We start from the raw sequence: 13110 nt of genomic DNA, 5'->3' as shown, positions 1-13110 counted from the left end.
GACCACCCGGCGCCGCCCGTTCACACGCCCCTGGCATCGGCCATCCGAGGCGCGGGCCCGGCAGGCGGCCTCACATCGAGCTCGCACCAGCGTTCGCAGCGCTTCTGGTAACGGCAGCGTATGGCCTCCAGATCCCGTTTGTGGACGCCACGCTTGCAATAGATCCATTTGCCTTCCGCCTGACCGCGCATCACCCGGCTCACCGGCTGCAGGCCGAACATCTTCAGGATCGCTGCGCCCCCCTTGTCCCAGCCGATGCTGTAGATGTCGATGCCATCGGGCGGGAAGGTGTGGTGTTCGAGAATGGCCGAAACCGTCGCCCAGACAAGGATACCGTTCTGGCGGCGGCGCTCGGCACGCATGGAATCGAGCAGAAAGCTGAGGTTGAGGATGGTCGCGAGATAGACGACCTTGGCCTTTCGCGCCTGCGGGTGGGCGAGCAGCCCGCCCATGAGCAGGCTGTCGAACGTGTAGTCGCCCTGCAGAAACAGTTTGAAGTGGTTTCTCTCAAACGCATAGTAGTCGATGAAAGCGAAGATCTGCTCGTCCTGATCCTGCAGGCAGATCAGGCTGTAGGGGTCGGAGAGGAAAGCCTTCATGTCTTCCTCAGGGCCGACCGCATCGCTGCGAAAGACAGACTGTGCCTTGCGGACCGCCTCAGATAGGGACGGCCTTCGTGCGCGCACGGCGCCACCAGCGCCGGCGGCAAGGCCTCTTCCGCGTTCGGCGGCTGGGGATCGACCTCCTCCTGCGCCGTCACGAACGGCGACGCGTGGCTTAGCCTTGCGACAAGGGATATTGCGATGGCGGCGATCGCAGCGGACGCGAACACGCCGAAGCCGCCCAGTTTTTGGTTCGCTTCCTTTATCGTCAGGATGAGGCCGGCATAGGCGAGCGCGATAAGCAGGATCAGTTCCGGATGCGCACGCATCTGCGCAAACCGGATCGCCAGCCTATGCCGCAGTTTCTCCCACATGCCCAAGGTGCCCCAACCGCAGAGGAAATAGAACACGGGTGCAGCGGTGCAACAATTCAACCAAAAGGCTTAGGAAGCGCAAGGCCGTGGCATCGGATGAACACCCTAGGGACGTCGCATCCTTCGGCCGCCAATGTTTCCACCTGGCGGCAGGATGATCTAGCCGTTGCCGGAAAGCAGGCGCGCGGCGGCCGCTCTCGCCTCTTCGGTGATCGAGGCGCCAGCGAGCATGCGGGCAATTTCCTCGGTGCGTGCCTTGTCGTCCATGCGGGCGACACGGGTTGCGATCATCTCGGCCTTTTCGGCCGAAGGGCCCTTGGAGATCAGGAGATGGGTCGCGGCGCGCGCGGCAACCTGCGGCGCGTGGGTGACGGACAGCACCTGCACCGTGCCGGAAAGCCGTTTCAGCCGCTGGCCGATGGCATCGGCAACCGCACCGCCGACGCCGGTGTCGATTTCGTCGAAAACGAGGGTCGGCGCCGAGCCGCGGTCGGCAAGCGCCACCTTCAGCGCCAGCAGGAAGCGCGAGAGTTCGCCACCCGAAGCCACCTTCATGATCGGCCCCGGCCGCGTGCCGGGGTTGGTCTGGACGTGGAACTCGACGAGATCGATGCCGTCGACGGTTGGCAGCGACGGATTGCTCTGAACTTCGACCATGAAGCGCGCGCGCTCGAGCTTGAGCGCCGGCAACTCGGCCATCACGGCGTCGGAAAGCGCGGTCGCCGTATGGCGGCGCTTTTCCGAAAGCGAGCGGGCTGCAGCGTCGAACGCCACCCGCGCCACTCCCACCTGCGCCTCAAGCTGCTTCAGCTTTTCCTCGCCGGCATCGAGATCGGCGAGATCGGAGATCATCCGGACGGCCAGCGCCGGCAATTCCGTCACCGGAACCGAATATTTGCGGCTGGCGGCGCGCAGCGCGAACAGCCGCTCCTCCACCCGCTCCAGTTCCTTCGGGTCAAATTCGGTGTTGCGCAGCGCCCGCTCGACCGACATCTGCGCATCCGAAAGCTGGTTGAGCGCACCGTCGAGCAACTCGACCGTTTCTTCGAGCAGGCCCGGCGCTTCCTGGCTCTTGCGCTCGAGACGGCGCACGAGCGAGGCGATCAGCGGAACCGGCGAAGCATTGCCGTTGAGGAACTCCGAGGCCTCGTTGATGTCGCCGGCGATGCGCTCGGCCTTCATCATCCGCGCCCGGTTCTCGGCAAGCTCGTCCTCTTCGCCGTCACGGGGGCTGAGCTTTTCCAGTTCCTCGACGGAGGAGCGCAGATAGTCCGCTTCGCGCGCCGCCGCCTCGACCCGCTCGCGATGCTTCTTCAGGCCGCGCTCGGCATCTTTCCAGGCGCGATAGAGTTCGCTGACATGTACCGCTTCGTCGGCAGTCCCGCCGAAGGCGTCGAGCAGCGTGCGGTGCGCGTCGATATCGACGAGCGCACGGTCGTCGTGCTGCCCATGGATTTCAACCAGCGTCTGGCCGAGCTGGCGCATCAGCTGGACGCTGATCGGCTGGTCGTTGACATAGGCCTTGGTGCGGCCGTCGGCCGACTGCACCCGGCGGAAGATCAGGTCGCCGTCGTCGTCGATGCCGTTTTCCCTGAGCATCAGCCGCGTCTGATGGCCGGCCGGCACGTCGAAGACGGCCGTCACCTGCCCCTTGTCGGAGCCATGGCGCACAAGCGAACCGTCGCCGCGCCCGCCAAGGGCGAGCGACAGGCTGTCGAGCAGGATGGATTTGCCGGCCCCGGTCTCACCGGTCAGCACCGAGAGCCCGGCGTCGAAATTGAGATCAAGCCGTTCAATCAGGACGATATCGCGGATCGAAAGCTGAGCAAGCATCCGGGGTCATATCTTCCTTGAAGGGCGCCGATGACAATCAGGCGCCGACGAGTTTCTTGGCGGCACGCGAAATCCAGGAGTTGCCGCTTTCACGCGGCTCGAGGCCACTCGACTGCAGCAGCTTGAACGAATCGGCATACCACTGGCTGTCCGGATAGTTGTGGCCAAGAACGGCGGCAGCGGTCTGCGCCTCCTGGGTCACACCCATCGCGAAGTAGGCTTCGGTGAGGCGCGCCAGCGCCTCTTCCACCTGGTTGGTATTCGGGTACTGCTCGACGACGACACGGAAGCGCGACACGGCGGCAAGGTATTCCTTGCGCTCCAGATAGTAGCGTCCGACCTGCATTTCCTTGCCGGCGAGCTGGTCGCGGGCAAAACGGATCTTCGACTTGGCGTCGTCGACATATTCGGAGTCCGGATAGCGGTCGACGACCGCCTGCATGGCCTCGATCGCCTTGAACGCCGGCTTCTGGTCCTGCGTCACCGCCGGGATCTGCTTGGTGTAGGCAAGACCCTGGATGTATTGCGCGTAGGCTGCGTCTTCCGACTGCGGATAGAGATTGAGGTAACGGCCGGTGGCGTTGATCGCCTCCTGGTACTGGCCGTTGCGGTAGGAAACGAAGGCGTTCATGACCAGCGCCTTCCGGGCATATTCCGAGAACGGATGCTGGCGGTCGAGCGCTTCGAACTTGCGCGACGCCTCCGTCGTCTTGCCCGCGTTGAGGTTGGCAAGACCCTGATTGTAGAGCACCTCCGGCGGATCGGTCTCGGCCGTCAGCTTGGTGATGTCGATATCGGGATCGTTCTGGCAGGCGGTAATCAGGGCGCTGCCGGCGACGGCCGCGACGATGACGGCGGCGACGCGCGCTGACTTTTTCAAATCCACAGAAACTGCAAGAACCATCGGATATTCCCGTTCCACTCTGCGGGCATGGACCCCGCCAGACATGCGCTTTTAGAGCAAGTTACCTTGAGACCGCAACGTCATGATCGGTGATTCATGCAAATTTGTGGCAGCTCTATCATGAAAATGCCGGCCTTTCGGCCGGCGACTGGAGGAGATGATGACTTTTCTTGTTATGCGGACCAGGGCGCGAAGCCCGGAGCTGCAACTGCAACCATATCGCGCGCGCGGGTGCGCTGGCGCGGGGTCGCCGTTTCGACGACTTCATAGGCCGTCGGATCGCTGAGCAACGCCTTCAGCGCATTGGCGTTCATCTTGTGGCCACCGCGATAGGAGCGGTAGCAGCCGATGAACGGCGCGCCGGCAAGCGAAAGGTCGCCAACCGCATCGAGCGTCTTGTGGCGCACGAATTCGTCGGTGTAGCGCAGGCCCTCGACGTTGATCACCGTGTTGTCGTCGGAAATGACGACCGAGTTTTCGAGCGACGAGCCGAGCGCAAAGCCGGCGGCCCAGAGGCGCTCGACGTCGCGCATGAAGCCGAAGGTGCGGGCACGCGACAGTTCGCGCTTGAAGACCGACGGCGTCATGTCGCCCTTCCAGGACTGGCGGCCGATCAGCGGGCAATCGAAATCGATCTCGACCTCGAAGCGCATGCCGTCATAGGGCGTGAACTCCGACCAGGAGGCGCCCGATTCGATGCGCACCGGCTTGACGATGCGGATATAGCGGCGCTTGACCGCAAGCGCGCGAATGCCCACCTGCTCGATCGCGTCGATGAAGGGTTCGGAGCTGCCGTCCATGATCGGCATTTCGGCGCCATGCACCTCGACCGTGAGGTTGTCGAGGCCGAGCGCGTAGATCGCAGCCATCACGTGTTCGATCGTGGCGATCGAGGTGGCCGGCGACATGCCGAGAACGGTGCAGAGATCGGTGGGGCCGACCTGCGAGGAAACCGCCTTGTATTCGCTGACCCGTCCGTTGGAAAGAACGCGCTGGAAAACGACGCCCGCATCGGCCTCGGCCGGATGGAAGGTGATGGACACCTCAGCACCGGAGTGAACGCCAATTCCCTTGAGCGTTACCGGGCTTGCAATCGTCGTCTGAAACCCGAGCAATTCGATTCCCATTCTCGTCACTTTCAATACCTGTGGCCGATGGCCAAACCTGCTGGCGGACGCAGCGTTATCAAGAGCGCAAAAAAGGCGCCCGAGAGTCTCGACACAAAGGTCGATCCTCTGCGTTTCGAACAGACAGCGTTTGATCGAATCGCATGCGTCCCCAATTCCGAGTCTGAAAATAGGAGTTTGGAGGCACCATTCCAAATCACTGTTCGTTTCGCTTTGTTACGCATTTGCGACGGTCCGTAACATGGAAACAAACACCTGAAATGATGAAGAAAACGCAAAAATGCCCGGGCAGTTGCCCGGGCATTCGGCAAGGTGAAGGAACGGGCCTTCCAATCAGTTCGATTGACGGCGCAGGAACGCCGGGATTTCGAGCTGATCATCTTCTTGCGGGCGCGCCTGCTGCGAAACGCGACCGTGATCGTCAAGCTGGCCGCGACGCGGCGCATAGAGGCTCGCCTCCGGCGAGAGCGGCCGGCGCTGCTGAGAGGCAGCGGTCGGTGCGGAAGCCGTCATGTCGGCGGCCGCCGGGGCCTGTTCGCGCTCACGCAGGCCAAGCGAGCTGGTGATGCGGTTGAGGAGACCCATCGGGCCGCGTTCTTCCGCGATCGGGGCAGCCGGCTGGGCGCGGCGGTCCATCTCCGCCTTCACGACGGGCGGAAAGTCTTCGACCTTCGGCATGCGAACCTGTTCCGGCTGCTGGCGCATCACCGGAGCGACGGGCTCCTGGCGCATCACCGGCTGCGGCTGGGGCTGAGCCGGCTGCATCTGCGGCTGCGGCTGGCGCATGACCGGAGCGGCCTCTACCGGTGCGGCACCGGCGAAAAGCTTGCTCTGGGGGCGAAAGTTATCCTCGTGAGCCGGCTGAACGTGAACCGGAGCCTGGGCCTGAGCGGCACGGGTCGCAATGTCGAGCTCGCGCTCCATTTCGGCTTCGCGGATGGCAGCGGCGATGTGATCGGCAGTTGCCTGCGGTTGCATCGGCTGCTGCACCGGCTGGGCGACCGGCTGCTGCATGACCGGCTGGTGAACCGGGGCCGGCTGGTGCTGGGCAACCGGCTGCGGCTGCTGGGCCGGAACGGCGGCGGACGGACGGACGACCGGCTTTGCTGCTACCGGACGAAAGTCGGCGGAACGACCCGCCACCTCCGCGGCCGTGCGGTCGATGCCGGTGGCAACGACCGAGACGCGGATGAGGCCTTCGAGGTCTTCGTCGAAAGTCGCGCCGAGGATGATGTTGGCATCCGGGTCGACTTCTTCGCGAATACGGGTTGCCGCTTCGTCGAGTTCGAACAGGGTGAGGTCGCGGCCGCCGGTGATCGAGATCAGGAGGCCCTGGGCGCCCTTCATCGAGGTTTCGTCGAGCAGCGGGTTGGCGATCGCGGCTTCGGCGGCGGCCAGTGCACGGCCTTCGCCCGAAGCTTCGCCGGTGCCCATCATGGCGCGGCCCATCTCACGCATCACCGAGCGAACGTCAGCGAAGTCGAGGTTGATGAGGCCTTCCTTGACCATGAGGTCGGTGATGCAGGCAACACCCGAATAGAGAACCTGGTCGGCCATCGCGAACGCGTCGGCAAAGGTCGTGCGGTCGTTGGCGATGCGGAAGAGGTTCTGGTTGGGGATGACGATCAGGGTGTCGACCGACTTCTGCAGTTCGGCAATGCCCTGGTCGGCGAGACGCATGCGGCGCGCGCCTTCGAAGTGGAACGGCTTGGTGACGACGCCGACGGTCAGGATGCCCTTGTTGCGGGCGGCCTGGGCAACGATCGGGGCCGCACCGGTGCCGGTGCCGCCGCCCATGCCGGCGGTGACGAAGCACATGTGGGTGCCGTTGAGGTGATCGATGATCTCATCGATGCACTCTTCGGCGGCCGCACGGCCGACTTCCGGCTGCGAACCGGCGCCGAGACCTTCGGTAACGGCGACACCCATTTGGATGATGCGCTCGGCCTTGGTCATGGTCAGCGCCTGGGCGTCGGTGTTGGCGACGACGAAATCGACGCCCTGGAGGCCTGCAGTGATCATGTTGTTGACAGCATTGCCGCCGCCGCCACCTACACCAAAGACGGTGATGCGGGGCTTCAGCTCCGTGATATCCGGCTTCTGCAAGTTGATAGTCATAGTACCCGTTCCTTCTGGTTTCTGGCCGCCTTGCCGAGCCGGCCAAATCTTTCAAAGTCCTAGTTTATCTTCACCCGGCCCCGTCCCTGTCGGCGCCGGTCTTCACTCAAAAGCTTTCCTTCAGCCACTGGCCCATGCGGGCGATGCGGCCGTTGCCGGCGCCGAGCGCCGAGAACATGCCGCCGTGGGAGGCATGGGTCTCGAGGTCGGCGACCTGCGGATAGATCATCAGGCCGACCGCCGTGGAGAAGGCCGGGCCCTTGGCCGCCGCCGGCAGCCCGGAAACCCCGAGCGGACGGCCGATGCGAACATTGCGGGCGAGGATGCGGCGTGCCGCTTCCGGCAGGCCGGTCAGCTGGCTGGCACCGCCCGTCAGAACGATGCGCTTGCCGACGATCGGGCTGAAGCCCGAGCGCTGGATGCGATCGCGGATGAGTTCGAGCGTCTCTTCGATGCGGGCGCGCACGATGCGCGACACGAGCGCGCGCGGCACATGCGTCGGCTGGTCGCGGTCGTCCTCGCCGATCGGCGGAACCGAGACGATGTCGCGTTCGTCGGCGCTGTTGGGCAGCGCCGAGCCGTGCACGACCTTCAGCCGCTCGGCGTCCTCGATGCGGGTCGAAAGACCGCGAGCCAGATCGGTCGTCACGTGATGGCCGCCGAGGCTGACGGCGTCGGCGTGAACCAGCTTGCCTTCGGCAAAGACCGAGATCGTCGTCGTGCCGCCACCCATGTCGATCGCAGCGCAGCCGAGCTCGACCTCGTCGTCGACGAGGGCGGCAAGACCGCTGGCATAGGGGGTCGCCACCATGCCCTCGACCGAAAGGTGGGCGCGGTTGACGCAGAGTTCGAGGTTCTTGAGCGCCGCGCGTTCGGCCGTCAGCACATGCATGTCGACGCCGAGAACGTCGCCGAACATGGCGAGCGGATCGCGGATGCCGCGCTCGCCGTCGAGCGAGAAGCCCGTCGGCAGCGAATGCAGGATGGCGCGGTCGGAGCGCAGCGACTGCTGGCCGGCAGCGGAGAGAACCTTGCGCAGATCGTTGGCGTCGACTTCCTGGCCGCCGAGATCGATGGTCGCGGTATAGACATCGCTCTGCAGCCGGCCGGCGGAAACATTGACGATCAGGCTGTCGATGGTGAGGCCGGCCATGCGCTCGGCCGCATCGACTGCGAGCCGGACGACGCTTTCCACCGCATCGAGGTCGGCGACGACGCCGTTCTTGACGCCGCGGGACTTCTGGTGGCCGATGCCGATGATTTCGACGCTATGCGTGCGGTTCGGCAGGATCTGGCTTTCGGCGCGCGGCGTCAGCCGGCCGATCATGCAGACCACCTTGGTCGAACCGATATCCAGCACCGAGACGACATGAGACCGCTTCGAGGAAAGCGGCTTCAGGCGCGGCAGGCCAAAGCTGGAGGAACCGAACAGACTCATATGCGGCCTTCTTTCTTCTTTTCGGTCTCCTGCGCCTTCAGCATCTTGTCCCTCGCCTTCAAGGCAACTTCGCGCCGGGTCACTGCGTCCGGCGTCAACTGAACTGTGGTTCTGTCTTCGAGCCTCAGGTCCACGGCAGCGATATCGCGCTCGAGGAGCTGGTGCTGGCTTTCCATGTCGGAGAGCACCTTCATCGCCCGGGCGACGTCGTGCTCCGGCAGCTTGACGACGATGCCGTTGTCGAGGCGCAGGTCCCAGCGGCGGCCGGCCACGCGAACGAAGGCCTTGACCCGCGAACGGATCTCCGGCCAGCGGGAAAATTCGTCGTAGAAATCGGCAGCCGCCGTCTCGGCGTCACGACCGACGAAGAGCGGCAGTGCGGCAAACTTGTTGTCGCGCAAGGGCGCGATCACGCTGCCGCTGCGCTCGATCAGAGACAGGTCCGATCCGTGCTGCCAGATGCCGAAGGCCTTGCGCTCGGTGAGGCTGACCTCGATCGTGCCGGGATAGACCTTGCGCACCGTCACGCCCTGAACCCAGGGCATTTCCGCAATCAGCTTGCGCGCCTCGGCGATATCGAGCGCCACCAGCGACGTGGTGCCGTCGAGGCCGAGCTGCTGGAGAATGTCGATCTCCGAGGTCTGGTCATTGCCGGAGACCTTGACGTCTTCGATCGCAAAGCCTGCGGCCGTGGTCGAGGCCTGCGCGAAATTCTGCGTATGGCCGCCGAGCGACATGCCGTAAAAGCCCGTCGCCGCGAAAAAGGCGAGCGCCGACAGCGTGCCGGTATGGGCGGGAAAGCGAACGCGGCCGGCACCGAGGCTGACGAAGAAGCGAACGACGCGACGGAGCGGACGCGGCAATACGCGCGCGCCGTCCACATCGACGGCGGCGGCGCCATCGAGGTGACGAACCCTCTTGCCCCTCTTGCCCCTCAACGCAAACACGACGCGTCCTCCACCATCCAACTCAAAAACTCACCGAAGCTGTAGCCGGCATGCGCGGCCATCTCGGGCACCAGGGATGTTGGCGTCATGCCGGGCTGGGTGTTGATTTCCAGCCAGATGAGCTCACCCTCGGCGGAGGAGCTGTCATCGAAACGAAAGTCGGATCGGCTGACGCCCCGGCAACCGATTGCCTGATGCGCCTTCAGAGCGAGTGTTTGTATTTTTTGGTAAATATTTGGTGAAATCTGTGCCGGAATGACGTGGCGCGAACCACCTTTTACGTATTTGGAATCATAATCGTAGAAGGCATGGCCCTGCGGGATGATTTCAGTGACGCCAAGTGCCTTGTCGCCCATGACGCCACAGGTCAGTTCGCGGCCGGCAACATAACGCTCGACCATGATTCGGTCGCCGTAGCGCCATTCGCTCGAAGTCACCACCTGCGGCGGATGCGACTGATCTTCCTTGACGATGACGACGCCGAAGCTGGAACCCTCGGAAACCGGCTTGACGACGTAAGGCGGCTTCATCGGATGCTTCGGACCGAAGGCATGACGATCCATCACCTGCGCATCCGCGACCGGAATGCCCGACGCAGCCGCAACGTGTTTGGCCTGCGCCTTGTCCATGGCGAGCGCCGAGGCAAGCACGCCGGAATGGGTGTAGGGAATCTGCAGATATTCGAGGATACCCTGGATCGTGCCGTCCTCACCGAACGGACCGTGAAGGGCATTGAAGGCGACGTCAGGCCGCAAGGCGGCCAACGTCTCCGCGACGCTGCGATCGACGTCGATCCGGGTGACGCGATAGCCGGCAGCCTCAAGGGCATCCGCGCAGGCAGCCCCGGACGACAGGCTAACCGGTCGCTCCGAAGAAAATCCGCCCATCAGGACAGCCACATGCTTGCCGTTCATCAAAACCCCCAGACAATACGCCACTATCGCAAGGTTTCCTTGCGTCTGGCTGGCTCCCGCCCTCGCGAGTCAGCTGTGCCATTGGGGTCACTAGAACGTCATTAAGGTTAACGAACCGTTTACTTTCGTTAACCCTGGTCAGGAAATGAAACGCCGTTCGCAGGCGCAAGCGCATGTGGAACAAGGCATTTTAGCGAGAGATCAAAGGGTTGCGGAGCGATCTTGAATCTAATGCATAAACAGAAGAAAAGATGAAAAAACCCGCCGCAACCGGGGCGGCGGGTTCATGCGCAACCGCATTCGAACCTGGATCAATCGTCGTCGCCGACGATCTTCCAGACGATGCCGGCGATCGCCGCGCCGACGATCGGCGCCACCCAGAACAGCCACAATTGCGCGATCGCCCAGTCGCCGACGAAGAGCGCCTGCCCCGTCGAGCGGGCCGGATTGACCGACGTGTTCGTCACCGGGATCGAGACAAGATGGATCAGGGTCAGCGCCAGGCCGATGGCGATCGGCGCGAAGCCGGCGGGCACGCGGCCATGGGTGGAGCCGAGAATGATGAACAGGAAGAAGGCGGTCAGCACCACCTCGGCAACCAGTGCCGCCGTCAGCGAGTAGCCGCCCGGCGAATGGTCGCCATAGCCGTTGGCGGCAAAACCGCCGAGCTGGAAATCCCCCTTGCCGCTGGCGATCAGATAGATAACCGCCGCGGCGGCGATGGCGCCCAGCACCTGGGCGATGACATAGCCGCCCAGCTTGTGCGCCGGAAACTTGCCGGCAACCAGCAGCCCGACAGAGACGGCGGGATTGAAATGCCCGCCGGAAATGCCGCCGACCGCATAGGCCATGGTGAGCACCGTCAGGCCGAAAGCAAAGGAGACGCCGAGATAGCCAATACCGACCTCAGGAAGGGCAGCCGCCAGCACGGCGCTGCCGCAACCACCGAAAACGAGCCAGAATGTACCGAGAAATTCCGCTGAAAGCCTTTTGAACATGCATTCGCTCCTGAAAAACGAAGCCGATCGCTTCAGTTGCCGAGAGTTTGCCACAATTTGATTCCCGTCAATCCGGGTTGTCGAACTCCTTCGAGCGCACGCGGAAGACGAAATCGAAAGCGCGCGGCGAAAGCACGGGCCGGCGAGAGCGAGGCGCCCGGGGCGTCGCTGAAGCGGGCCATGCGCACGCAGAATAATCCTGCGCATCGCGCCGATATCGTTCGCATATCTTACGAATTCGGGGTTTCGCCATGCCGAAACTTGCGTTAAGACGCCCGCACCCGCCTCCCAAGACGGTCTTACATCCATAGGAACAATGATAATGACAGACGCGACAACCTCCCTGTCGCCGAAGGACAATGCGTCAAAGCACGCGGCAGTGAACTCCCCTGCCCGGGTGCTGTTCGCAAGCCTCGTCGGCACGACCATCGAGTTCTTCGACTTTTACGTTTACGCCACCGCCGCGGTGCTGGTCTTCCCGCACCTGTTCTTCCCCTCCGCCGATCCGACCTCGGCGATGCTGCAATCCTTCGCGACTTTCTCGATCGCCTTCTTCGCCCGCCCCTTCGGCGCCGTGATCTTCGGTCATTTCGGCGACAAGGTCGGCCGCAAGGCGACGCTCGTTGCAGCGCTGATGACCATGGGCATTTCCACCGTCGTCATCGGCCTTCTGCCGACCTATGCGACGATCGGCGTCGCAGCGCCGCTGCTGCTCGCCCTTTGCCGCTTCGGCCAGGGCCTCGGCCTTGGCGGCGAATGGGGTGGCGCGGTGCTGCTCGCCACCGAAAACGCGCCTGAGGGCAAGCGTAGCTGGTATGCCATGTTCCCGCAGCTCGGCGCGCCGATCGGCTTCATCCTGTCGGCCGGCACCTTCCTCATCCTCGGCGAAATCATGAGCAACGAGGCCTTCCTCGCCTGGGGCTGGCGCGTGCCGTTCATCGCCAGCATCCTGCTCGTCGCCGTCGGCCTCTATGTCCGCCTGAAGATCACCGAAACGCCGGAATTCCAGAAGGCCGTCGACAAGCACGAGCGCGTGCAGGTGCCGATCGCCGAGATCTTCCGCTTCCACAAGCGCAGCCTGGTGCTCGGCACCTTCGTGGCGCTCGCCACCTTCGTGCTGTTCTACCTGATGACGGTGTTCTCGCTCTCCTGGGGCACGGCCAAGCTCGGCTATTCCCGCGAGCAGTTCCTCGTGGTGCAGATGACCGGCGTCGTCTTCTTCGGCCTGATGATCCCGGTTGCCGGCATCCTGTCGGACCGCTACGGCCGCCGACTGATCCTGATCATCACCACCATCGGCATCGGCGTCTTCGGCCTGTTCATGGCACCGCTTCTTGCCGGCGGCATCGGCGGCGCGTTCCTGTTCTCGATCATCGGGCTTGGCCTCATGGGCCTCACCTACGGTCCGATCGGGGCAGCGCTGGCCTCCCCCTTCCCGACCTCGGTGCGCTACACCGGCGCCTCGATGACCTTCAACCTCGCCGGCATCTTCGGCGCGTCGCTGGCGCCCTATATCGCCACCTGGCTCGCCACCAACTACAGCCTGGATTACGTCGGCTACTATCTGCTCGCCGCCGCCGCCATCACGCTCATCTGCCTGGTGCTTTCGACGGAAGACGAGGTTTCGGCCTGACATCGGTCTGGCTGCGTGAGCGGCCGGCCGATCACGAACAAAAAGGGCCGCAGCGGCGACGCTGCGGCCCTTTTTGTTTGGTAACGTGAAGGGCGTTTTCTTTGATCGCCCCGCCCCTTCCACCGTCATCCTCGGGCTCGACCCGAGGATCCATTCCCAAGGCAAACCCATGCCGCGGCTGGAGCACGGATGCTCGGCTCAAGCCCGAGCATGACGGAGGAT

At 63.8% G+C, this 13110-nt stretch carries 11 protein-coding genes; 1 reads left to right on the top strand and 10 read right to left on the bottom strand.

The genetic code is table 11. The annotated features are described in order from the left end of the window. Nucleotides 1–20 precede the first annotated feature (20 nt). The 10 genes from C1A35_RS04120 to aqpZ all read right to left on the bottom strand — a co-directional run bounded on the left by C1A35_RS04120 (nucleotide 21) and on the right by aqpZ (nucleotide 11255). Nucleotides 21–599 carry a hypothetical protein gene (locus C1A35_RS04120; protein ID WP_104663083.1) on the bottom strand — a complete coding sequence of 193 codons (579 nt, stop codon included), beginning with the start codon at nucleotides 597–599 and terminating at the stop codon, nucleotides 21–23. Next, nucleotides 596–976 (bottom strand): hypothetical protein, encoded by a 381-nt coding sequence (locus C1A35_RS04115; RefSeq protein WP_158664962.1) that lies wholly within the window; start codon nucleotides 974–976, stop codon nucleotides 596–598. Before C1A35_RS04115 ends, C1A35_RS04120 begins: the two co-directional genes overlap by 4 nt. A 159-nt stretch (nucleotides 977–1135) precedes the next feature. Further along, entirely contained in the window at nucleotides 1136–2809 is a 1674-nt protein-coding gene (recN, locus tag C1A35_RS04110; RefSeq protein WP_104663081.1) for a DNA repair protein RecN, read from the bottom strand. A gap of 37 nt (nucleotides 2810–2846) precedes the next feature. Then, nucleotides 2847–3713 (bottom strand): outer membrane protein assembly factor BamD, encoded by an 867-nt coding sequence (locus C1A35_RS04105; RefSeq protein ID WP_104663080.1) that lies wholly within the window; start codon nucleotides 3711–3713, stop codon nucleotides 2847–2849. Between the two features lie 173 nt (nucleotides 3714–3886). Then, nucleotides 3887–4840, bottom strand: coding sequence for a UDP-3-O-acyl-N-acetylglucosamine deacetylase (gene lpxC, locus C1A35_RS04100; RefSeq protein ID WP_104663079.1), 954 nt, complete (start codon nucleotides 4838–4840; stop codon nucleotides 3887–3889). A 333-nt stretch (nucleotides 4841–5173) separates the two neighbouring features. Continuing rightward, nucleotides 5174–6958 (bottom strand): cell division protein FtsZ, encoded by a 1785-nt coding sequence (gene ftsZ, locus C1A35_RS04095; protein ID WP_104663078.1) that lies wholly within the window; start codon nucleotides 6956–6958, stop codon nucleotides 5174–5176. A 106-nt stretch (nucleotides 6959–7064) separates the two neighbouring features. Then, nucleotides 7065–8396: a cell division protein FtsA gene (gene ftsA, locus C1A35_RS04090; protein ID WP_034792498.1), complete on the bottom strand. Its 1332-nt coding sequence runs from the start codon at nucleotides 8394–8396 to the stop codon at nucleotides 7065–7067. After that, nucleotides 8393–9343, bottom strand: a complete 951-nt coding sequence (gene ftsQ / locus C1A35_RS04085) for a cell division protein FtsQ (protein ID WP_104663077.1) — start codon at nucleotides 9341–9343, stop codon at nucleotides 8393–8395. Before ftsQ ends, ftsA begins: the two co-directional genes overlap by 4 nt. Further along, a complete protein-coding gene (locus C1A35_RS04080; protein ID WP_104663076.1) occupies nucleotides 9331–10257 on the bottom strand; it encodes a D-alanine--D-alanine ligase in 927 nt (308 codons plus the stop codon). The genes ftsQ and C1A35_RS04080 overlap by 13 nt, the downstream gene beginning before the upstream one ends. A gap of 311 nt (nucleotides 10258–10568) precedes the next feature. Then, complete coding sequence (aqpZ, locus tag C1A35_RS04075; protein ID WP_104663075.1) at nucleotides 10569–11255, bottom strand: aquaporin Z; 687 nt, start codon at nucleotides 11253–11255, stop codon at nucleotides 10569–10571. A gap of 322 nt (nucleotides 11256–11577) precedes the next feature. On the opposite strand from aqpZ, the gene C1A35_RS04070 reads away from it, so the two are divergent. Further along, nucleotides 11578–12888, top strand: a complete 1311-nt coding sequence (locus C1A35_RS04070) for an MFS transporter (RefSeq protein ID WP_104663074.1) — start codon at nucleotides 11578–11580, stop codon at nucleotides 12886–12888. Nucleotides 12889–13110: the final 222 nt, after the last annotated feature.

Source organism: Ensifer adhaerens (genome assembly GCF_002940685.1).
GTDB classification, from domain to species: domain Bacteria; phylum Pseudomonadota; class Alphaproteobacteria; order Rhizobiales; family Rhizobiaceae; genus Ensifer; species Ensifer adhaerens_E.
This window is presented reverse-complemented; position numbering and strand designations above follow the sequence as displayed.